This is a genomic window from Inquilinus limosus DSM 16000, assembly GCF_000423185.1.
Taxonomy (GTDB): Bacteria; Pseudomonadota; Alphaproteobacteria; order DSM-16000; family Inquilinaceae; genus Inquilinus; species Inquilinus limosus.
The window spans coordinates 170195-190924 of the sequence record NZ_AUHM01000013.1 but is presented as its reverse complement, the minus strand read 5'-3'; the positions used below and the strand labels follow the sequence as shown (position 1 = coordinate 190924).

The 20730-nt window shown below is 68.8% G+C and carries 24 protein-coding genes and 2 tRNA genes; 17 read left to right on the top strand and 9 right to left on the bottom strand.

Annotated features, from left to right (window positions below; all coding sequences use genetic code 11):
* The first annotated feature begins 110 nt into the window (after positions 1-110).
* Positions 111-326 (top strand): hypothetical protein, encoded by a 216-nt coding sequence (locus G537_RS0114270; RefSeq protein WP_026870694.1) that lies wholly within the window; start codon positions 111-113, stop codon positions 324-326.
* A gap of 51 nt (positions 327-377) precedes the next feature.
* On the opposite strand, the gene G537_RS37990 is transcribed toward G537_RS0114270, so the two are convergent.
* Entirely contained in the window at positions 378-1547 is a 1170-nt protein-coding gene (locus tag G537_RS37990) for an acyltransferase family protein (protein ID WP_051248415.1), read from the bottom strand.
* Between the two features lie 177 nt (positions 1548-1724).
* Positions 1725-1799, bottom strand: a tRNA-Thr gene (locus tag G537_RS0114260).
* A gap of 168 nt (positions 1800-1967) precedes the next feature.
* Here G537_RS0114260 and G537_RS43645 point away from each other — a divergent pair.
* From G537_RS43645 to G537_RS0114240, 4 genes are read left to right on the top strand one after another with little or no spacing between them, the layout of a single operon-like run.
* Positions 1968-2156 carry a hypothetical protein gene (locus G537_RS43645; protein WP_155888611.1) on the top strand — a complete coding sequence of 63 codons (189 nt, stop codon included), beginning with the start codon at positions 1968-1970 and terminating at the stop codon, positions 2154-2156.
* A gap of 12 nt (positions 2157-2168) precedes the next feature.
* Positions 2169-2714 (top strand): dCTP deaminase, encoded by a 546-nt coding sequence (dcd, locus tag G537_RS0114250; protein ID WP_425402295.1) that lies wholly within the window; start codon positions 2169-2171, stop codon positions 2712-2714.
* Positions 2715-2747: 33 nt separating this feature from the next.
* On the top strand, positions 2748-4031 hold the full coding sequence (gene murA / locus G537_RS0114245) for a UDP-N-acetylglucosamine 1-carboxyvinyltransferase (RefSeq protein ID WP_026870692.1): 1284 nt from the start codon (positions 2748-2750) through the stop codon (positions 4029-4031).
* 1 nt (position 4032) lies between these two features.
* Positions 4033-4476 carry a DUF2948 family protein gene (locus G537_RS0114240; RefSeq protein ID WP_026870691.1) on the top strand — a complete coding sequence of 148 codons (444 nt, stop codon included), beginning with the start codon at positions 4033-4035 and terminating at the stop codon, positions 4474-4476.
* A 12-nt stretch (positions 4477-4488) separates the two neighbouring features.
* Here the strand turns inward: G537_RS0114240 and G537_RS0114235 are convergent, their stop codons facing one another.
* The 5 genes from G537_RS0114235 to G537_RS37980 all read right to left on the bottom strand — a co-directional run bounded on the left by G537_RS0114235 (position 4489) and on the right by G537_RS37980 (position 9520).
* Positions 4489-5307 (bottom strand): ABC transporter ATP-binding protein, encoded by an 819-nt coding sequence (locus G537_RS0114235; RefSeq protein ID WP_026870690.1) that lies wholly within the window; start codon positions 5305-5307, stop codon positions 4489-4491.
* A gap of 16 nt (positions 5308-5323) precedes the next feature.
* A complete protein-coding gene (locus tag G537_RS0114230) occupies positions 5324-6301 on the bottom strand; it encodes an ABC transporter substrate-binding protein (protein WP_026870689.1) in 978 nt (325 codons plus the stop codon).
* 36 nt (positions 6302-6337) lie between these two features.
* On the bottom strand, positions 6338-7159 hold the full coding sequence (locus tag G537_RS0114225; protein WP_051248414.1) for an ABC transporter permease: 822 nt from the start codon (positions 7157-7159) through the stop codon (positions 6338-6340).
* 177 nt (positions 7160-7336) lie between these two features.
* Positions 7337-8425 carry an SEL1-like repeat protein gene (locus G537_RS37985; RefSeq protein ID WP_026870687.1) on the bottom strand — a complete coding sequence of 363 codons (1089 nt, stop codon included), beginning with the start codon at positions 8423-8425 and terminating at the stop codon, positions 7337-7339.
* A 411-nt stretch (positions 8426-8836) separates the two neighbouring features.
* The gene (locus G537_RS37980) at positions 8837-9520 is read right to left on the bottom strand and encodes a TetR/AcrR family transcriptional regulator (RefSeq protein ID WP_051248413.1); all 684 of its coding nucleotides are present in this window, start codon (positions 9518-9520) and stop codon (positions 8837-8839) included.
* Between the two features lie 114 nt (positions 9521-9634).
* On the opposite strand from G537_RS37980, the gene pgm reads away from it, so the two are divergent.
* The 12 genes from pgm (at position 9635) to G537_RS0114155 (ending at position 17637) form a co-directional block, all read left to right on the top strand.
* Entirely contained in the window at positions 9635-11287 is a 1653-nt protein-coding gene (gene pgm, locus G537_RS0114210; RefSeq protein WP_425402293.1) for a phosphoglucomutase (alpha-D-glucose-1,6-bisphosphate-dependent), read from the top strand.
* 261 nt (positions 11288-11548) lie between these two features.
* Positions 11549-12223: an ATP phosphoribosyltransferase gene (hisG, locus tag G537_RS0114205; protein WP_026870685.1), complete on the top strand. Its 675-nt coding sequence runs from the start codon at positions 11549-11551 to the stop codon at positions 12221-12223.
* Entirely contained in the window at positions 12207-13505 is a 1299-nt protein-coding gene (hisD, locus tag G537_RS0114200; RefSeq protein ID WP_026870684.1) for a histidinol dehydrogenase, read from the top strand. The genes hisG and hisD overlap by 17 nt, the downstream gene beginning before the upstream one ends.
* Positions 13502-13993: a UPF0262 family protein gene (locus tag G537_RS0114195; RefSeq protein WP_026870683.1), complete on the top strand. Its 492-nt coding sequence runs from the start codon at positions 13502-13504 to the stop codon at positions 13991-13993. The genes hisD and G537_RS0114195 overlap by 4 nt, the downstream gene beginning before the upstream one ends.
* 3 nt (positions 13994-13996) lie before the next feature.
* A complete protein-coding gene (locus G537_RS0114190) occupies positions 13997-14437 on the top strand; it encodes an arsenate reductase ArsC (RefSeq protein WP_026870682.1) in 441 nt (146 codons plus the stop codon).
* Between the two features lie 67 nt (positions 14438-14504).
* Complete coding sequence (locus G537_RS0114185; protein ID WP_026870681.1) at positions 14505-14798, top strand: type II toxin-antitoxin system Phd/YefM family antitoxin; 294 nt, start codon at positions 14505-14507, stop codon at positions 14796-14798.
* Positions 14799-14800: 2 nt separating this feature from the next.
* Positions 14801-15247: a type II toxin-antitoxin system VapC family toxin gene (locus tag G537_RS0114180; protein WP_034851671.1), complete on the top strand. Its 447-nt coding sequence runs from the start codon at positions 14801-14803 to the stop codon at positions 15245-15247.
* A gap of 109 nt (positions 15248-15356) precedes the next feature.
* Positions 15357-15575, top strand: a complete 219-nt coding sequence (infA, locus tag G537_RS0114175; RefSeq protein WP_026870679.1) for a translation initiation factor IF-1 — start codon at positions 15357-15359, stop codon at positions 15573-15575.
* A gap of 5 nt (positions 15576-15580) precedes the next feature.
* Positions 15581-16180, top strand: a complete 600-nt coding sequence (locus G537_RS0114170) for a Maf family protein (RefSeq protein WP_211230381.1) — start codon at positions 15581-15583, stop codon at positions 16178-16180.
* The gene (locus tag G537_RS0114165; RefSeq protein ID WP_051248412.1) at positions 16177-17259 is read left to right on the top strand and encodes a ribonuclease E/G; all 1083 of its coding nucleotides are present in this window, start codon (positions 16177-16179) and stop codon (positions 17257-17259) included. The genes G537_RS0114170 and G537_RS0114165 overlap by 4 nt, the downstream gene beginning before the upstream one ends.
* 48 nt (positions 17260-17307) lie before the next feature.
* Entirely contained in the window at positions 17308-17505 is a 198-nt protein-coding gene (locus G537_RS0114160) for a DNA gyrase inhibitor YacG (RefSeq protein WP_026870676.1), read from the top strand.
* A 56-nt stretch (positions 17506-17561) separates the two neighbouring features.
* A tRNA-Phe gene (locus G537_RS0114155) sits at positions 17562-17637 on the top strand.
* Between the two features lie 91 nt (positions 17638-17728).
* Here G537_RS0114155 and G537_RS37975 read toward each other — a convergent pair.
* Together G537_RS37975 and G537_RS37970 are read right to left on the bottom strand one after the other, a co-directional pair.
* On the bottom strand, positions 17729-18577 hold the full coding sequence (locus G537_RS37975) for a class I SAM-dependent methyltransferase (RefSeq protein ID WP_211230380.1): 849 nt from the start codon (positions 18575-18577) through the stop codon (positions 17729-17731).
* A 136-nt stretch (positions 18578-18713) separates the two neighbouring features.
* Positions 18714-20612, bottom strand: a complete 1899-nt coding sequence (locus tag G537_RS37970; protein WP_051248411.1) for an acyltransferase family protein — start codon at positions 20610-20612, stop codon at positions 18714-18716.
* Positions 20613-20730 lie beyond the last annotated feature (118 nt).

The following is a 20730-nucleotide window of genomic DNA, read 5'->3' as shown; positions in this document are numbered from 1 at the left end:
GACCTCCGACCATTCGGCCGGGCGCTGGCGGAACTGACGGAACAAGCACCGCGTTCCCCCTTCGCCCCGTCCTGCCCGGCGCCGCGCGCCGCTGTCACAGAGGTCCATCCATGGTTCGTTCCGAAGCGTTCACGATCGAGGTCGCGGGCGAGGCGGTCGGCATTGTCGTCGCCCAGAAACGCGGCTTCCGCTTCTATGCGTCCGATTCCCGCTTCCAGCACCTCGAAGGACAGAACTTCCGCTCCGTCGCCGATGCCGAACGCGCCGCCCGCGATCTCGGCCGCACGCTGCCGCCCCTGCGGCCGGCCGTCGGCATGGCGGGGTGAACCCGGTTCCCCCGCCCGACGGACCGGCTTGCAGGTCCGGCCTGCCGCGGGTCAACGGACCGGACTGACCAATGAACGCCGCATGACCGGGGATGCGAGAATGCGGCGGCCGAGGGCCCGCCCCGGCATCTCGATGGTGTTGTAGACCAGCCAGGTGGCGGCGAAGACGATCGGAACCGTGAGCGCCATGGCGAAGGCGAAGCGGGCCGGTGCCGGTGTCGATGTGCCCAGCGTCGTCGCGACATAGGCGACGGCCGGCAGCATGACCAACAGATGGATCAGATAGAGGCCGTAGGAGGCCTCCCCCAGCAGATGGAACGGGCGGCTGCCCAGCAGGGCCGCCGACCGGGACAGGACCCGCCCCACCAGGCCGCCGAGCGCCGCGTGGTGGATCAGGCCGAACAGCCCGAGCGCGATCATCGCCCGCGCCAGCAAGGGGAGGGGGGTGACGCGGCCACCGATCGGAACGGCGGCGAGCACGACCGCCAGCAGGGCACAGAGAAGCACGGCCCGCCGCGACCGTCCCATGGCGCCGGCGCACAGCATCCCGGCCAGGAAGACGTGGAGCTTCAGCACCAGGACGGACGGCATCTCGTAGCTGTCGAAAAAGGACGGGCTGATGCTGAACAGAAGGATGCCGGCGGCGGCAATCGCGACGGCACCGGCCAGCCATCCGATGCGGCTGATGACCAGCATCAGGAACGGCAGCGCCAGATAGTACTGCATCTCCAGGCCGATGCTCCAATCCGGCAGCGCCGTGCGGAAGCCATAGTCCGGCAGCAGGCCGAACAGGAAGGAGAGGTGCAGCAGGATGTTCTGCAGGCTCTGATCCGTGTACCGCATCATGCTCGTCATCGAGGCGGGGACGACGGAGGCGATCTCCACCCGCGCCTCCCCGAGCCAGGGACCGGTAGCCACCGCCACCGCCAGCGTCGCGTAGTAGAGCGGCGCGATCCGGAAGAATCGCCTGATCCAGAAGGTGATCCAGGTCGACGGCGCCTCCCACGGCTCCCTCTGCCGCCGCTGCATGTAATGGAACGCCATCAGGAAGCCGGAGATCATGATGAACAGATCCACCCCGAAATCCGGCGACGCTACGATCGGGACGTGCCAGCCAGAGAGCAGCAGGCCGTGCCCGACCAGGACCCAAAGCGAGGCCAAGCCCCTCAGCCCGTCCAGGCATCCGATGCGGCTGGCGTCGCTACGGTCGGCGTCTTGCATGCTATTCACCTGATTGCGGGCTGATCGGCATATAGCACTGCCCTACAGGCCGGGCATGGCTTGTTCAAGCCGAAGCCGTCAATCGGGTGAAGGCCGAATTCATCGAGACCATGCCAGAGTGAGCCGAAGCTGCGATCCCGACCGTGCCGGCCGAACGTCGGAGGTTGTGTGGATCGCTGGTGCTGCCGGTGAGGATTGAACTCACGACCTCTCCCTTACCAAGGGAGTGCTCTACCACTGAGCTACGGCAGCCCGCCTTCAAGGCGGCGCGGAACCTGCCATAGCGTCGGGGGTGGTGCAAGCGCTTTTCCGAGGGGGTTGTCGATTACTCGCGCAAGCGGCGTTCATCCGTCGTTCCGCCCCGCCCCCGTTTCTGCTCCGGTTGCGTAACGCCGCCGCATCGGCCATACCAAAGCCGAAATGACCGATCAGCGTCGTCCCCCGACCGCCAAGCCCGCATCCGTGTCGCGCCAGGAGCGCGAGGCGGCTGCGCTGCGCGCCAACCTGGCGCGGCGCAAGGCGCAGAGCCGGGGGCGCGCGGCGGTCGAGGAGAAGGCGAGCGCGGAGGGCCGGGAGCCCGGCCGCGACGAGGATCAGGCGAGGGGTTAGACCGTGGCGATCATGTCCGACATCTGGATCCGGGAGCGGGCGCTCCAGGACAAAATGATCGAGCCCTTCGTCGAGCAGCAGAAGCGCGAGGGCACGATCTCCTACGGCCTGTCGAGCTACGGCTACGACGCCCGCGTCTCGGACGAGTTCCTGGTCTTCACCAATGTCGACAGCGCGCTGGTCGACCCGAAGAACTTCGACACCAAGAGCTTCGTCGAGCGCAAGGGGCCGGTCTGCATCATCCCGCCCAACAGCTTCGCCCTGGCCCGCACGGTCGAGTATTTCCGCATCCCGCGCGACGTGCTGGTGATCTGCCTCGGCAAGTCGACCTATGCCCGCTGCGGCATCATCGTCAACGTCACGCCGCTGGAGCCGGAATGGGAGGGGCATGTGACGCTGGAATTCTCCAACACCACGCCGCTGCCGGCCAAGATCTACGCCAATGAAGGCGCCTGCCAATTCCTGTTCCTCAAGGGCGACCAGCCCTGCGAGGTGTCCTACGCCGACCGGGCCGGCAAATACATGGGCCAGCGCGGCGTCACCCTGCCGAAGCTTTAGCGTCACCTCATACCAGGGTCCGGGGGAGCCATCATGGACAAGATTCGTATCCGGGGCGGGCGCCCCCTGCAGGGCCGGCTTCCGATCAGCGGGGCGAAGAACGCGGCCCTGCCGCTGATGGCGGCGGCGCTGCTGTCGGACGAGCCCCTGACCCTGACCAACCTGCCGCATCTGGTCGACATCTCCACCCTGGCGACCCTCCTGGCCCAGCACGGCGTCGAGGTCGCGCTGAACGGCGTCGCTTCGGACGGGGCCCAGGGCCGGGTGATGGAGCTGACGGCCCGGCGCATCCGCAGCACCACCGCCCCTTACGACCTGGTGCGGAAGATGCGCGCCAGCGTGCTGGTGCTGGGCCCGCTGGTGGCGCGCGAGGGCCACGCCAAGGTGTCGCTGCCCGGCGGCTGCGCCATCGGCACCCGCCCGGTCGACCTGCACATCGTGGGACTGGAGCAACTGGGCGCCGAGATCGAGGTCAGCGAGGGCTACATCAACGCCCGCGCCCCGAACGGGCTGCAGGGCGGCCGAATCGTGTTCCCGAAGGTCTCGGTCGGCGCCACCGAGAACCTGATGATGGCGGCGGCCCTGGCCCGCGGCGAGACCGTGCTGGTCAATGCCGCGCGCGAGCCGGAGATCGTCGACCTCGCCGCCTGCCTCACCGCCATGGGGGCCCAGATCGAGGGGGCGGGAACCGACACCATCCGGATCCAGGGCCGCGACCGGCTGGGCCGGGCGACGCACCGCATCGTCGCCGACCGGATCGAGACCGGCACCTATGTCATGGCCACGGCCGCGACCGGCGGCGAGGTCGAGCTGGTCGGCACCAGCCTGCACCTGATCGAGGCGGCGGCCGACGCGCTGCGCGGCGCCGGGGTCGAGTTCGAGCCGACCGTCGACGGCTTCAAGGTCCGCCGCAGCGGCGATCTGATCGGCGTCGACGTGATGACCGAGCCCTATCCGGGTTTCCCGACGGACCTTCAGGCCCAGATGATGGGGTTGATGACCGTGGCCAAAGGGGCTTCGATGATCACCGAGACGATCTTCGAGAACCGCTTCATGCATGTGCCGGAGCTGATGCGCATGGGCGCCAACGTCACCATCCACGGCGCCTCGGCGCTGGTGCGCGGCGTGCCCAGGCTGACCGGCGCCCCGGTGATGGCGACCGATCTGCGCGCCAGCGTGTCGCTGGTCATCGCCGGCCTGGTGGCCCAGGGCGAGACGGTGCTGAACCGGGTCTATCACCTCGACCGCGGCTACGAGCGGCTGGAAGAGAAGCTGGCCGCCTGCGGCGCCGACATCGCCCGCCTCAAGAGCGACTGAGATGCCGTCCGACGCGCCCGTCCGCCTGCGCCTGCGCGCCCGCGATGCGGAGGATCTCGCCGTCCTCTCGGCGGCGCTGCAGGACGCGATCGTGCCGGTGCACGACATGACCTTCCTGCGCCCAGAGCGCTGCTTCGTCATGGCGGTGAACCGGTTCTGCTGGGAGCAGCCGGCGCAGCTGGTCGAAGGGCAGGAGTACTGGCATCGGACCCTGTGCGGAGTGCGCTTCCAGGGCATCGATTCGGTCCAGTGCCGGAAGCTCGACCTCCATGACCGGTCGCGGATGCTGGACCTGCTGGCGATCACGGCGGAGGAGGGCGGCATCCTTCTCAGCTTCGCCGACGACGTCGCCCTGCGCCTGGTCGGCGAGGGCATCGACGTCCTCCTGGAAGACCGCGGCGAACCCTGGCCGACGCCGCAGCGGCCGCAGCATCCAGAGGATTGACCGAACGATCGGTCAGTCCAGCCCGCCCTGGGCCCGGAAATGGCCGCGGATGCGCTGGGTCAGCTCGACGAATCGCGGATCGCCCATGATGTCGAGCGAGCGCGGCTTCGGCAGCGGCACGTCGTAGATCGCCGCGATCGACCCCGGCCGCTCCGTCATCACCAGCACCCGGTCGGCCAGGAAGACCGCCTCCGGGATCGAATGGGTGATCAGGAGGATGGTCTTGCGCGTCTCGCGCTGGATCCGCTGCAGCTCGACATTCATCCGCTCCCGCGTCATGGCGTCGAGCGCGCCGAAGGGCTCGTCCATCAGGATGATCGACGGGTCGGTCACCAGGGCCCGGCACAGCGACACCCGCTGCTGCATGCCGCCGGAGAGCTGCCAGGGCAGCTTGTCGGCGAATCCGTCCAGCCCGACCATGCGCAGCAGCTGGTGCGCGCGGTCCAGATGCGGGGCGCGGGGGAGGCGCTTGACCTCGACCGGCATCATCACATTGGCCAGCACGCTGCGCCACGGCAGCAGCAGCGGGTTCTGGAACACGATGCCGGCGTCGCCGTGCGGCCGGTCGACCTCGCGCCCGCCGAGACGGATCCGGCCGGTGCTGGGCGGCAGCAGGCCGGCGATCATCCGCAGCAGGGTGGACTTGCCGCAGCCGGACGGGCCGACCAGCACCAGGAACTCGCCCTCGCCGATGGTGAAGTCGAGCGGCGCCAGCGACGGCGTCTCGCCGTCGCGGCTGCGGTAGGTCTTCGACACGCCCTCGACGGCGATGACGGCGGGCTGCGGCGCCGACTCCGCCGTCTCCACGAGCTGCAGCCTCGGCCTGCTCATCGCGCTCCGCCCCCGCTCACTTCGGCAGGAATTCGTTGGTGTAGAAGGCCTTCGGATCGGCCGCGGCGGACGCGTCGACCCCGCCATACTCGATCAGCAGCTTCACCGTCTCCGCCATGTTCGCGTCGGTGACGCGGAACGGCCGCTGGCCCTGGGTCTCCTCGGTCCGGTACAGCGGGATGGTGCGCTCGAAGCCCTCCTGCAGCGTCTCCGGCTTGCCGGCCTTCGGCAGCGCCGCCAGGGTCGCGGCGGTGGCCTCGGCCGGCGCCTTCTCCGCCGCCTCGACCGCCTGCGTCGTCGCCGCCATGAAGCGGCGGATCAGGTCGGGGTTCTCGGTCAGCAGTTCCTTCTGCACGACGATGCCGGAGGACACCATGTTCACCCCGTAGTCGGCGAACAGGATCGGGGTGACGTCCTTCCCGGTGGCGTCCTTGATCTTCATGCTCTGGTCCATGGCGTAGCCCAGCAGCAGGTCGGCCTGGCCGTTGATCACGGCGTTCAGCTTGGTCTGGGCGTCGCCGGAGACGGTGCGGAAATCGCTCTCCGAGAGGCCGGTCTTCTGCAGGAAGAAGGGCCAGATCTGCGACAGCGAGTCGCCGGGCGTGGTGGCCACGGTCTTGCCCTTGATGTCTTCCGGCTTGCGGATGTTCTTGTCGGTGAAGCCCATCACCGACATCGGGCTCTTCTGCAGCAGCACGCCGACCGAGACCAGCGGCGCGCCCTTGGCCGCCGCCTTGATCATGGTCGGCACGTCGAAATAGCCGAAGCCGACGGTGCCGGCGGCGACGGCCTGGGCGGTCATGGCCGAGCCGCGGCCCTCCTGGATCTCCAGGTCGATGCCCTGGTCGGCGTAAAACCCCTTGGCCTTGCCGTAGAAGAACGGCGTGTGCTCGCCATAGACGTACCAGTTCAGCATCAGCACGACCTTGTCGGCCGCCTGAGCCGAACCGGCCGCGAGCAGGACGCCGAGGGCGATCAGCAGGCTGCGGACCATGGTTGTTTCCTCCCCCTCATGTTTGGTTGCGCCGCCTCAGGCGGCGACGATCAGCTCGCGCCGCCGGCTGGCGTGCCATGGGATGACCAGCCGTTCGACGAGGTCGATCAGCCAGAACAGCACCACGCCCAGCAGCGCCAGGATCACCAGCGCCGCGAACATGGTCGGCAGCTCGAAATTGCCGATCGAGCGCTGCAGCACGAAGCCGATGCCGGAATTGGCGCCGACGAACTCGCCGACCACGGCGCCGACCACCGCCAGCGTCACCGAGACCTTGAGGCCGGAGAAGATCGCCGGCATCGCCTGCGGCAGCCCGACCATGCGGAAGATCTGCCAGCGGCTGGCGGCCATCGCCCGGGCCAGGTCGAGCGTGTCGGGATCCAGCGACTTGAAGCCCTGCACCGCCGACACCACCACCGGGAAGAAGCCCAGCAGGAAGGCCGAGATCACCTTGGGTTCGAGCCCAAAGCCGAACCAGACGACGAAGAGCGGCGCGACCGCCACCTTCGGGATCGACTGCGAGAACACCAGCAGCGGATAGACATAGGCCTCGACCGTGCGCGACCCGGCGATCAGCATCGCCATCGGGATGCCGATCACGGCCGACAGCAGGAAGCCCAGCACCGTCGCCACGGTGGTCGGCACCGATTGCGACAGCAGCTCCGGCCCGTCGCGCCACAGCGTGACGATCACGTCCCAGGGCGCGGGCACCTGGTAGGGCGGCAGCCGGAAGACGCGGATCGCCAGGTCCCACAGCACGATGATGATCAGGAGCAGGATGACGGGCCTGACCCAGCCTGCCTGCAGCAGGTTGAACGCGCGGCCTGGGGCGCGGTCACGGGCGCTTCGCGTTCCCATCGGCGTCTCCCGGTCTCGGGCTTCTGGACGGCCCGGCAGAAATTAACTCGTTGGTTAAAATCCTGCTGTGGAGCGGGGCGGGGGTCAAGAGGGGAACGGCGAGGCGCTGTTCTCGGGCGCGCAATGACGGTTTCAAAGGTGGGGGGCGCCCGGCACGGCAGCGCCCGGCCGCGTTCGTCAATCGAAGCGGGGCGGCGCGGCAGCGGTGCGAAGCGCTTCCAGCAACGCCGCCGAGGGCTGGCCCGTGACCGGCATACCCTGGCTCTGCTGGAAGGTGGCGATGGCGGCCCGGGTCCTGCTCCCCAATCGGCCATTGGCCTGACCCGCATCCAGGTCCAGCCTGGTCAGCAATTGCTGGATTTCCCTGATCTCGGCGCCGGTCGCCGGCCGCTCGGGCGCGACCGTCGGTTGCGTGGCAGGCACGGCCGATGGAGAGACGACGGCCGTTTCGGTGGGGCTGGGCGGCCTCGGCACCGTGCGGGCGGTTGCAGTGCCGGGCATCGCCGACGCGCCGGTGCCTGATGAGGCTTGCAGTCTCGCCAGCGCCTCCTTGCCCTGCGCGTCGCCGGCCTCGGCTGCGATCCGGTACCAACCGGCGGCGATACGCGGGTTGGACGGCCCGAGCTCGCCGGCTTCATAGAGGCGGCCGATCTCGTACGCACCGCGCGGATTACCGGAGACGCTGGCCCGGCGGAACCAGTTCATCGCCTCTCTGGCATCGCGAGGCACGCCGGAGCCGTTGAGATAGGCGAGGCCCAGAGCATAGCGCGCGTCGGCGCTGCCCTGGTCGGCGGCGCGGCGCCACCAATAGGTGGCGCGCTCATGGCTCTGCGGCACTTCGGCGCCGCGTGCAAAGAGGGTGCCGATCTCGTACTCGGCATTCGCGTCGCCGGCGATGGCCTTGCGCGCCAAATCGCGCAGCTCGGCGGAGGCGCTGTCCGGCAGCGGCAATTCGGCTGCCGGATTGTCGGCCGGGAGCGGGGCGGTGCCGGTTTCGTCCGGCGATACGGCGGCCGCCATGAGGGTGGGCGCCGAAGCTGCGGGCGCGGGCTGCGGAACCAGGGCCGTGGAGCGGGCTGTAGAATCGGCTGCCTGCGGAGCTTCGACGGGAGCGGCTTCGCCCCAGCCGAGTCCCAGCTCGTCCAGAGTGGCGCAGCCGACCACGGTGAATGTGAGCAGGACCGCTCCCACGCGGCGGACTGCGGTCCCCTGGGCATTGTTCGGCTCGTGCTCGAGCCGGGTGACATCGTCGGCCGGAGATTTCACCTGACCTCCTCGCCCGTTTCCAGGTTTTGCCGCGAGACGAATTCATCAGCTCTGGCTGACTTCACTCAACGGCGGCGACGTGCTGTCCTGATCCAGAGCGGCGACACGACGACTCGGATCATTCTCTTCGAGATGACGGACATCCATGCATCGTCCGAGCGTCGACGATGTCTTCTTACCTCGCCACTCTTCCGACGGCGTCCTTGGCCGGGAAATTCACCGGCGGACTGCTGGACGATGACTCATTGCTCAGGCGATCGCGACTGCCCCAATGGTGCAGCCTCCTGCCTTGGCTGCGTGCCCGATACGGTGGTTCAGCTTCCCCAATTTTCCGGATAGTCATACGCCATTCGCGGTACGGAATGCCGATTCTTCCATCTGCCGCGGGTATTCGCAGCGTGGCGCACGGCATCAGGGCCGCAGCGCGGACAGCACCAGATCGGTCATGTGGGCGAGGCGGTCGGCCCGGGCCTTCGCCTCGAACAGGTCGCGGTCGAAGATGACGCCGAGTGTCCAGCGGTTCGAGACGTAGAAATAGGCGAGGCCGGCGATCGAGATGTAGAGCTGCACCGGGTCGATGCCGTGACGGAACACGCCGGCGGCGACGCCGCGGTCCAGCACCTCGCCGATCATCTCGACGAAGGGCGAGTGCAGGGGGCGGACATTGGGCGATTTCCGCAAGTGCCGGGCCTGGTACAGGTTTTCCTGGTTCAGCATGATGATGAATTCCGGGTTCTCCAGGAAATAGCTCCAGGTGAACTCCACCAGCCGGGCGATCGCGGCATCCGGCGCCAGGCTCTCCAGGTTCAGGGCGCGCTCGGCGGTGCGGATGCGGGCGTAGGTCGCCTCCAGCACCGCCAGGTACAGCATCTCCTTGTTGCCGACATGGTAGTAGAGCATGCGCTTGTTGGCGCCGGCGGCCGCGGCGATGCGGTCGATCCGGGCGCCGCCGAAGCCGTGCCGGGTGAACTCCGCCAGCGCCGCATCCAGGATGCGCTGGCGCATGCCTTCCGGGTCGCGCTGCCAGCGCGCCCGCGTCTTGCCTTCGGCGCTCTCGATCCGGTCCAAGGCCTCGCCCCTGCTGCCTTCGTCCATTTGCCTCCACCCGCCGGGCGGGCGAAAGAGGAAAACCGCAGCCGCCGCCGTCTCGACAGGAGCTGCCGGCTGGCGCAATTTGCCCGTCGGACCAGTCAGCCCAGGGAGATGCAGATGGTGAGTCCGCTCGCAGGGAAGCCCGTCGACCCGGCCGACCTCGTCAACCTGCCGCGGCTGGTCACGGCCTATTTCACCACCGGGCCCGATCCAGCGAACACGGCGCAGCGCGTGGCCTTCGGCACTTCCGGCCATCGCGGCTCGGCCTTCGCCGGCAGCTTCAACGAGACCCATATCCTCGCCATCACCCAGGCGATCTGCCTCTACCGCAAGCGCGCCGGGATCGACGGGCCGCTGTTCATCGGCATCGACAGCCACGCGCTGTCCGAGCCGGCGCTGGCCAGCGCCCTCGAAGTGCTGGCGGCGAACGGCGTCGAGACCATGATCGACCGGGACGGCGGATACACCCCGACGCCCGTCATCTCGCACGCCATCCTGACCTACAACCGCGGCCGGACCTCCGGCATGGCCGACGGCATCGTGGTCACCCCGTCGCACAACCCGCCGGAGGATGGCGGCTTCAAGTACAACCCGCCCAACGGCGGCCCGGCCGACACCGAGGTGACGGGCTGGATCGAGCGCACCGCGAACGAGCTGATCGAGAAGGGCCTCGACGGCGTGCAGCGGGTGCCGCTGCAGCGCGCCCTGAAGGCCGCGACCACGCACAGGCACAACTACATCGACTTCTATGTCGGCGATCTCGGCAGCGTGATCGACCTCGAGGCGATCCGGTCCGCGGGCGTCAAGATCGGCATCGACCCGCTCGGCGGCGCTGCGGTGCGCTACTGGGCGCCGCTGATCGACCGCACCGGCATCGCCGCGACCGTGGTCAGCGACCTCGTCGACCCGACCTTCCGCTTCATGACGGCGGATTGGGACGGCAAGATCCGCATGGACTGCTCCTCGCCCTACGCCATGACCCGGCTGCTGGGGCTGCGCGAAAAGTTCGACGTCGCCTTCGCCAACGACACCGACGCCGACCGCCACGGCGTCGTCACCCGCACCGCCGGGCTGATGAACCCGAACCACTTCCTGGCCGCGTCGATCGCCTATCTGTTCCAGCACCGCAAGGGCTGGCGGGCCGACAGCGCGATCGGCAAGACGCTGGTCAGCAGCAGCATGATCGACCGCGTCGCCGCCAAGCTGGGCCGCCGGCTGCTGGAGGTGCCGGTCGGCTTCAAATGGTTCGTCGAGGGGCTGAGCGACGGGTCGGTCGGCTTCGGCGGCGAGGAGAGCGCCGGCGCCTCGTTTCTGCGCAAGGACGGCACGGTGTGGACCACCGACAAGGACGGCATCATCCTCGGCCTGCTGGCGGCGGAGATCACCGCCGTCACCGGCCGCGACCCGAGCGAGCTCTACAACGGGCTGACGCAGGAGCTGGGCACCGCCTGGTACGCCCGCACCGACGCGCCGGCGACCAGCGAGCAGAAGCGGGTGTTCAAGACCCTGACGCCGGAGGGCCTCGGCGCCACGCAGCTCGGCGGCGATCCGGTGACGCAGACCCTGACCAAGGCCCCCGGCAACGGCCAGCCCTTCGGCGGCATCAAGGTGGCGACCGCGAACGGCTGGTTCGCGGCCCGGCCCTCCGGCACCGAGGAGGTCTACAAGATCTATGCCGAGAGCTTCCGCAGCGAGGACCACCTGCGGCAGGTCCAGGACGACGCCAAGGCCCTGATCGGCCGGGCCTTCGCGGCGGCGGGGCAGGGGTAGGGGCTGGCGACTTGATGCCGGCGGCCGAATGATGAACCCGTCATGGCGAGCCCCGAAGGGGCGTGGCCATGCCAGCGGCACAGACTCCTGGATGGCCACGGCCCCCGGATCAAGTCCGAGGGGCGCGCCTCGCCGTGACGGGGAAGGTATGGGAGTCGATTTCAGAGGCTGATCTTCGCGCATGGGCGAGTCGCGGCCTCTTCTGGTCTCGCGGCGCCGCTTTCGGCTATGGTGCCGGCCGTTCCCGCGGAAGCCGGCGCCATGTCCTCGACCGTACCCGATCCCTTGACCATCGCCCTGCCCAAGGGCCGCATCCTGGACGAGCTGCGCCCGCTGATGGCGCAGGCCGGGCTGGAGCCGGAGCCGGCCTTCGACGATCCGCGCCATCGCGGCCTGTCCTTCGCCACCAACCATTCGCATATCCGGCTGATCCGGGTGCGCTCCTTCGACGTCGCCACCTTCGTCGCCTTCGGCGCGGCGCAGCTGGGCGTCGCCGGGAACGACGTGCTGATGGAGTTCGACTACCCCGAGCTCTACGCCCCGCTCGACCTCGGCATCGGCGCCTGCCGCCTGGCGGTGGCCGAGCCGGTGGACCTGGCCGAGACCGACGATCCGCGGCGCTGGAGCCATATCCGCGTCGCCACCAAATACCCCGCGGTGACCCGCCGCCACTTCGCCGCCCGCGGGGTGCAGGCGGAGTGCATCAAGCTGAACGGGGCGATGGAGCTGGCGCCCTCGCTGGGCCTGTGCCGCCGCATCGTCGACCTCGTCTCCTCCGGCAGGACGCTGGAGGCGAACGGGCTGCGCGAGATCGAGCACATCGCCGACGTCACCTCGCGGCTGATCGTCAACCGCGCCGCTTTCAAGACCCGGCCGGAGGAGATCGCCGGCTGGATCGACCGTTTCCGGAATGCCGTCCATGCCGCTGCGTCTTGATGCCCGTTCGCCCGGCTTCGCCGAGGCCTTCGACGCCTTCGTCTCCGCCCGCCGTGGCGCCCATGCCGATGTCGCCGACGCCGTCGCCGCCATCGTGGCCGACACCAGGGCGCGCGGTGACGCGGCGCTGATCGACTACACCGAGCGCTTCGACCGGGTCAGGCTGACCCCCGAGACGCTGCGGATCAGCGCGGAGGAGATCGCCGCGGCCCGGGCCCAGGTCGATGCCGAGACCCTTGCGGCGCTGGACCTGGCCGCGCGCCGGATCGAGGCGTTTCATGCCCGGACCGAGCTGCCAGCCCTGTCCTATGTCGACGAGGACGGGATCGGCCTCGGCGCCCGCTGGACCCCGATCGACGCGGTCGGCATCTATGTCCCGGGCGGCCTCGCCAGCTATCCGAGCTCCGTTCTGATGAATGCGATCCCGGCCAAGGTGGCGGGGGTTGGCCGCATCGCCATGGCGGTGCCGGCGCCGGACGGGGTGCTGAACCCGCTGGTCCTGGCCGCGGCGGAGCGCGCCGGGGTGACCGAGATCTGGCGTATCGGCGGCGCCCAGGCGGTGGCGGCCCTGGCTTACGGCACAGCCCGCATCCGTCCCGTCGACAAGATCACCGGCCCCGGCAACGCCTATGTCGCCGAGGCCAAGCGCCAGGTCTTCGGCGCCGTCGGCATCGACATGATCGCCGGCCCGTCCGAGATCCTGGTGGTGGCCGATGCCGGCAACGACCCGGAATGGATCGCGGTCGACCTGCTGTCCCAGGCCGAGCACGACACCCATGCCCAGTCGGTGCTGATCACCGACGACGCCGCCTTCGCCGATGCGGTCACCGCGGCGGTCGACCGCGTGCTGGCCCGGCTGCCCAAGGCGGAGATCGCCGGCACCAGCTGGCGCGACCAAGGCGGGGTTATCGTTGTCGAATCGCTCGACGACGCGGCGCCGCTGGTCGACCGTCTGGCGCCCGAGCATCTCGAGCTCGCTGTGGCCGATCCTGACCGGCTGGCCGACCGGATCCGCCATGCCGGGGCGATCTTCCTCGGCCGCCACGCGCCGGAGGCGGTGGGCGACTATGTCGCCGGGCCGAACCACGTGCTGCCGACGGCGCGCAGCGCTCGCTTCGCCAGCGGCCTCAGCGTCTTCGACTTCGTCAAGCGCACCACGCTGGTGCGCTGCGACGCCGCCGGCCTTGCCAAGGTCGGGCCGGCGGCGGTGCGCCTGGCCCGGGCCGAGGGGCTGGAGGCGCACGCGCTGTCGATCGCCCAGCGGCTGAAGGCGGCCGGATGAACCGCGCGGCCGGCGATGGGGAGCAGGGGCGCCTCGTCGAGGTCGTGATCGACGAGAGCGCGGCCGTCCGCCGGTCGCCGGAGGTGGCGCATGAGCGTCGGGTCGCGATCCACGACCTGATCGAGCAGAACAGCTTCCGCCTGGTCGAGGGCCCGCCCGGACCCTACCGCCTGCGCCTGCGCATGGAGGAGAACCGGCTGATCTTCGAGATTGCGGTCGATTCCGGGGAGGAGATCGAGCGGATCGCCCTGCCGACCCAGCCCTTCCGCCGGATCATCAAGGACTACTTCCTGGTCTGTGAAAGCTATTACGCCGCGATCAAGACGGCGCCGCCGTCGCGGATCGAGGCGATCGACATGGGCCGGCGCGGGCTGCACGACGAGGGCTCGACGCTGCTCGGCGAAAGGCTGGCCGACCGGATCGCCATGGACCACGCGACGGCGCGGCGGCTGTTCACGCTGCTCTGCGTCCTGCAGATCCGTGGGTGAGCGATGGCGGGGCCGACCAGCGTCCTCTTCACCTGCACCCACAACGCGATCCGTTCGCCGATGGCCGAGGCGATCCTGAAGCACGTGGCCGGATCGCGGATCTTCGTCGACAGCGTCGGGGTGAGGCCGGGCGAGCTCGACCCCTTCACCGTGGCGGTGATGCAGGAGATCGGCATCGATCTCAGCCGTCATCGGCCCAAGAGCTTCGACGATCTCGAGGACGACAATTTCGACCTGGTGATCTCGCTGTCGCCCGAGGCCCAGCACCGGGCGGTGGAGATGACCCGCACCACGGCGTGCGACCTGGAGTTCTGGAACACCTTCGACCCGACCGCGATCGAGGGCAACCGCGAGACCCGGATGGCCGCGTTCCGCCAGGTCCGCGACATGCTCCTGGCCCGCATCCGCGAGCGCTTCGGCGACCTTGAGAAGGAACGGGCGTGACGGCCGACCTCTTGCCGTCCGCGTCAACTCGACCGATATTCTGACTAATCTGGTCAGGAGGCCGTTTGTGGCGGCTCGCAACAAGCACCTTTCATCATCCGCCTTGCCGGCCTGGAAGCTCGAGGACGCCAAGGCTCGATTCAGCGAGCTCGTACGGCGCGCCCGGGAGGCGGGGCCGCAGCGAGTCACCGTGCATGGGCAGGACGCCGTCGTCGTTCTGTCGGCGGCGGACTATGCGCGCCTGGCGCCGACGGCAACCGTGAGCTTGGCAGCTCTGTTCGGGGAAGGGCCCTTCGCGGTGCTCGACGAATTCGAGGCGCTTCGTGAGCCCGCGCCGGTGCGCGACCTGCCGTCCTTCTGATCATGGCGCGCGGCTGGTTGCTCGACACCAATGTAGTCTCCGAGTTGCGCAAAGGGATTCGGTGCGATCGTGCGGTCAAGAGTTGGGCGGAAAGCGTTCCGCCGGTGGCCTGCTATCTCAGTCGAGTGACAGTCGCCGAGATCCGATTGGGCATCGAGCGGGTCATCGACCCAGGCTTCCGGGCCGAGTTGGAGACGTGGTTGGAAGATGGCGTCAGGTTGTGGTTCGGCAACCGCATCCTCGATGTCGACGAGGAGATCCTCCTGATCTGGCGCCGTCTGGTGCATGACGGGCAGAAGGCAGGCTACACCTACGCGCAACCCGATGCGCTGATCGCCGCGACGGCGAAGGCGCACGATCTTGGCGTCACCACCCGGAACGTCGGCGATTTCCGGCGGGCGGGCGTTCCGGTGTTCGATCCGTGGACCGATAGACCGTCCGCGCCCTGAAGCGGCGCCGCGGGCATGGCCGGACCGCGGCACGGAGCCGCACAAACATCTTGACCCGACAAGGACGGTCGCCCACTTCTTGGGCGGATTCCCAACATGGCGAGCATGGATGGCCAAGGAAGATTTGATCGAGTTCTCGGGCACGGTGACCGAGCTGCTCCCGAACGCGATGTTCCGGGTGAAGCTGGACAACGACCACGAGGTCCTGGCGCACACCTCGGGCAAGATGCGGAAGAACCGCATCCGGGTGCTGGCGGGGGACCGGGTCAATGTCGAGATGACCCCGTACGACCTGACCAAGGGTCGCATCACCTTCCGCTTCAAGTAACAGCCGTGCCCGGTCCGGATCGGACGGGTGCGACCGACTCGTTGATTCTCGCCTCGGCCTCGCCGAGGCGTCTCGATTTGTTGCGCCAGATCGGCATCGTGCCGGACCGGGTCCTGCCGGCCGATCTCGACGAGACTCCGCTGAAGCGCGAGCTGCCCGGCCCGCACGCCAAACGCCTGGCCCAGGCCAAGGCGGAGGCGATTCGCGCCGGGGCGCCCGACGTGTTCATCCTGGCCGCCGACACCGTGGTCGGCTGCGGTCGCCGCATCCTGCCCAAGGCGGAGAGCGACGCCGAACTGCGGCAGTGCCTGGAGCTGCTGTCCGGCCGCCGGCACCGTGTCTATGGCGGCGTCTGCCTGATCACGCCGGACGGCACCATGCGGCTGCGGCTGGTGCAGAGCGTCGTCGTGTTCAAGCGGCTGACGGCGGAGGAGATCGATGCCTATGTCGCCTCGGGCGAGGGTCGCGGCAAGGCCGGCGGCTACGCCATCCAGGGGCGGGCGGCGGCGCTGATCCGGGCGATCGAAGGCTCCTATTCCAACATCGTCGGCCTGCCGCTGTTCGAGACCTCACAGCTCCTGCGCGGCGCAGGCTACCGCTGGTGAAGACGGTCGAGATCACCGCTACGGACGGCCTGCTGCTGGCCGGCGTGGTGATCGACGGCCGCCTGACCGACCTTACCGCCGAGCGCCTGTCGCGGCCGAGCCTGTCGGGCGCGGTGGTGCTGGCGCGGGTGGAGCGGGTCGACCGCGTCGCAGCCGCCGCCTTCCTCGACATCGGCACCGGCCGCAGCGCCTTCCTGCCGCTGCGCGGGCCGGAGGCGGGAGAGCTGCGGGCCGGCGGGCCGGTGATCGTCCAGATCGTCGCCGATCCCAGGGCGGAGAAGGGGGCGGAGGCGACCCGCGACGTGGCTCTGCCCGGCGCCGGCCTGATCCACCTGCCGTTCTCGGCCGGCGTGGCCGTGTCGAATCGGCTCGGGCCGGCGGCGAAGCGGGAATGGCAGCAGCGTCTGGAACGCGGCTGGATCGTCCGCGCCGCAGCCGCAGGGATGGCGGTCGACGAGGTGCTGGCCGAGGCGGCACGGCTGGAACGGCGCTGGGAGGCGATCGCCGACCGTGCCGAGGCGACGCGCGCCCCGGCGCTGCTGGAGCCCGCGCCGGGCGCCGCCCGCCGGCTGATCCTGGATCACCCGGATGCCGCCCGAATCGTCGTGGATGGCGCCGCCCTGCTGGCGCCGCTGCAGCGCTGGGCCGCGGCGGCGGTGCCCGATCTGGCCCCCCGGATCGCCGCCGGCGCGGCACCGCTGGGCGACGCGCTGGACGCGCTGCTGACGCCGACCGTGCCGCTGCCTTCCGGCGGCAGCATCACCATCGAGGCGACCCGCGCCCTGACCGTGATCGATGTCGACGGCGGCCGTGCGCCCGACCATCTCCGCGCCAACCGCGAGGCGGCGGCGGAGATCGCCCGGCAGCTGCGCCTGCGCAACATCGGCGGCACGGTGGTGGTCGACTTCATCTCGATGCGCCGCGGCGCCGATCGGGCGGCGCTGCTGAACGCCTTCCGCGCCGCCCTGGCCGAGGACCCGCTGCGGGTCCAGCTCGGCGAATCCCTGTCGCCGCTCGGCCTGGCCGAGCTGGCGCGCGAGCGGCGCGGCCAGGCCCTGGCCGATGTCGTGCACGGCTGAACGCGGACGGGCTTGAAGCCGCGCCCCTCTGACCCGATTCTGGTGACCATGACCACGACCACCACCGAAACCCGCGGGCGCTGCCCGATCTGCCGCAAGCCGACGGTGCATCAGTACCGTCCCTTCTGCTCGCGCCGCTGCGCCGATATCGATCTCGGCCATTGGTTTTCAGAGGCTTACGCGATCCCGGCGAAGCCCGACGACGAGGCCGAGGAAACATTGCAGCCGGATGAAGATCAGCGCTAGACAGGCGGCTCTCGGTTTCCTATAAGCACGGCCTCCGCACCGCGGAGACCAACGGCGCCCAGGTAGCTCAGTTGGTAGAGCAGGGGACTGAAAATCCCCGTGTCGGCAGTTCGATTCTGTCCCTGGGCACCATTTCCCATTCACTCGGTGAATGGCATCGGGTGACTTTCGCACCTACTCCCTTCAGTCTTTCGGCTTCGTGCTCCCGGCCGATGCTCGCGCGCTACATGGCCGGGCTCGATGGGGTGATCTGATCGGCCGACGGCTTCGACAGGATCGCGACGTAGTTCTTCGGCTGGCCGCGATCGGTCACCTTCTGCTTCATCTCAAGCCAATGGAAGGCAAGTCCCGTCGCCGCCATCTGCATGCGGAACAAGAGCATGAGCGGCGCCAGGGCGTAGCCGAGGAGGCCCGGCGCCACCCCGGCCGGCCGTGACGGCAGGTGCCGGGCCATCCGGTTCGCCTGGTGGGCGACGGTCCCGTAGTAGCCTTCCATCCAGTCGAGCCGATCGATGCGAAAGCCGGCTCCTTCGAACAGATATCGCACTGCGAATTGCGTGTAGCGGTAGAAGTCGTACGGCTGCTCGTGCTCCTCGTAGAACAGCGGCGCAGTGAAGATCATCCGTCCGCCCGGCTTGAGCACGCGGAACAATTCGCGGATCACCAGCTTGGGCTCGGGCAGGTGCTCCATCACCTGGTTGAAAATGATCGCGTCAAACCGCCCATCCTCGACCGGTATGGCGGAGAGATCGCAGACATAGGTCGATTTCGCGTAAGGCTTGTCGACCTTCTCGAAGTCGGCGGACTCATAGCGGGTGTGCGCCAGGAGCGATTTGTAGGGCGCGTCGCCGGCGCCGGCGTCGAGCACCAAGGCACCGGCCGGGATGCTCTCGGCGAAGGCCTTGTTCTCGAGCCAGAGCCGTTGGCGAGACGAGTTCACCGCCATCAGGCGCCTCAGCGTCGCCTTCAGGCCTCGAGGTTGCCCCGGGCCGATGACGTGGCCGGTCAGGCGGTCGACGGTCGGCGTATCCAAATTCGTCTCACGATTGCGGCTCGAGAGATGAATGCCCAATCTATATCGCCTATGGCGCGGTCGCCAGGGGCTAGGCAGCGAAACCTGTCGGGGCTTGCAGACGGCGTTGCGGCCGCCCGCCGATCGAGCCGGCTCTCGGGCCCGATGGCCTCGAGCGGTGTCGCCCGGCTCTCGGCTAGAGCTTCGCTCGTGCCGCCGAGGTCAACGCCGCGCCGTGCCGGTCGAAGAACTTCTCGCCGACATAATCCGATCCTTCCGCCGTCAGATGGCCGTCGTCCCAGAACAGCAGCGTGCCGTCCTGCTGGATGCGGCAGCGCGTGCCGGTGCAGAAGAGTTCCTCCGGCGCGAAGAAGACCACGCCGTTCTGCTCCGCCACCTGCGCGACGAGGCGGTTGAGGGCCGCGTGATCGATGCCCTCGACCGGCGCGGAGAGCGTATTGGTCTGCATGCCCTTGATGTAGAGAGCATAGGCTGGGGCATGGAAGGTCGGCGACTGCCCGATGACGATCACCTCGGCCCCGACCTCCTGCAACGCCGTGATCGTGCTGTCCAGCCGGGGAATGTCCTGCGGGTCCAGGAGCTCCCACCGCGCGGAGAGGATCACGGTCTTCGGCGGGTTCTTCCGGATCAGGCCGAGGATGTGAGCGTTGAACTGCCCGCAGCCGGCGTGGCGATGGAGCGGCAGGCTCAGGATCGGTGCGCAGGCCTGGGAGGTCGCCTGGCCGATCCGCAGGTGCGCCGCCGTGGCATGGTTGGACAGGCCGCCATAGAGATGCGCGCCGAAGCTGTCGCCCCAGATCAGGGCGTCCGGCGCCGTCGCGCCGTAGCATGTCTCGAGCGGATAATCCGCGGGGCGCTGATCCGCCCGCATGAAGCAGGTGCCGAGGCGGTACAGGTCGACACGGTCGTAGTCCGCGTATTTCTCGATGATCGGGATCGCCTCGGGGAACCGCTGCGGCCAGCCCTTAGCCAGGTAGCCGGTCATGCCGACGGTGAGGAACAGAGCGGCGGCGACGGCCGACGCCGAGAAGATCCAGCGGCGCGTGAACCGGTTGCCCTTGCCGCGGAACGGCTGCTCGATGACGCGCCAGGACAGGGTGGCGGCGGCGACCGACGCGGCGACGACGAGACCAGTCTCGGCCAGCGAAAGCTCGCGATTGGTCGAGTATTTGACGAAGACGATGATCGGCCAGTGCCAGAGATACAGCGAATAGGAGATCTTGCCGATGAAGACCACCGGGCCGAGGCTCAGCAGGCGGCCGCCGAGGCTCTGACCGCCAAGCCCGGCCCAGATCACGAGGGCCGCCCCGATGCAGGGTGGGACGGCATTCCATCCAGGGAACGGATCGCTCGACGACAAGGTGAGGACGCTGGTGCCGATCAGGCCCAGCCCCAGCGCCGAGGCGACCTCGCGCATGGCGCGTCCCGCGGGGGCGGGGACGACGCTCAGGGCCAGCATGGATCCCAGAAGAAGCTCCCAGGCCCGCGCCGGGAGGAAATAGAAGGTGGCGCTGGGGTAGGGACCGACGCCCCAGACGCTGGCGGCGAAGGACAGGCCGACGATCGCCGCCAGTGTCACGTTCCGCGTCCGTCGCCCCGCTCTGGACAGGACGTACAGCAGAGGCGGGAAGACGATGTAGAACTGCTCCTCCACGGCCAGGGACCAGGTGTGGAGAAGCGGCTTCAGCTCCGACGGCGCCGCGAAGTAGCCCGACTCCAGATAGAACAGGATGTTCGAGGTGAAGGAGACCGTGGCGAGCACGGCCCGCGAGAAGGCCTTCAGGTCGAACGGCAGCAATATCGCGGTGAACGCGACGATCGAAACCAGCAGCATGAAGAACAGCGCCGGGAAGATCCGTCTCGCGCGGCGCTCGTAAAAGGAGAGGATCGAGAATTCTCTTCGCCGGATGTCATCCGCCAGGATGGATGTGATCAAATATCCGGATATGACGAAAAAGACATCGACGCCGACGAAGCCGCCGCCCAGCAGGGAAATCCCTGCGTGATAGAGGACCACCGGAACGACTGCGACAGCACGCAATCCATCGATGTCTTTCCGGTAGTCGATCGACATAGAACACCAAAAAAGAATTGTCGCCGCGCCGCTCTATCAAAGAAGCGGACGCTGCGCCAGAGACGAAGAGGACCCTCTCACAAACTGCGTCCTGCCGCGTCCTAGCCGACAGGCCGGC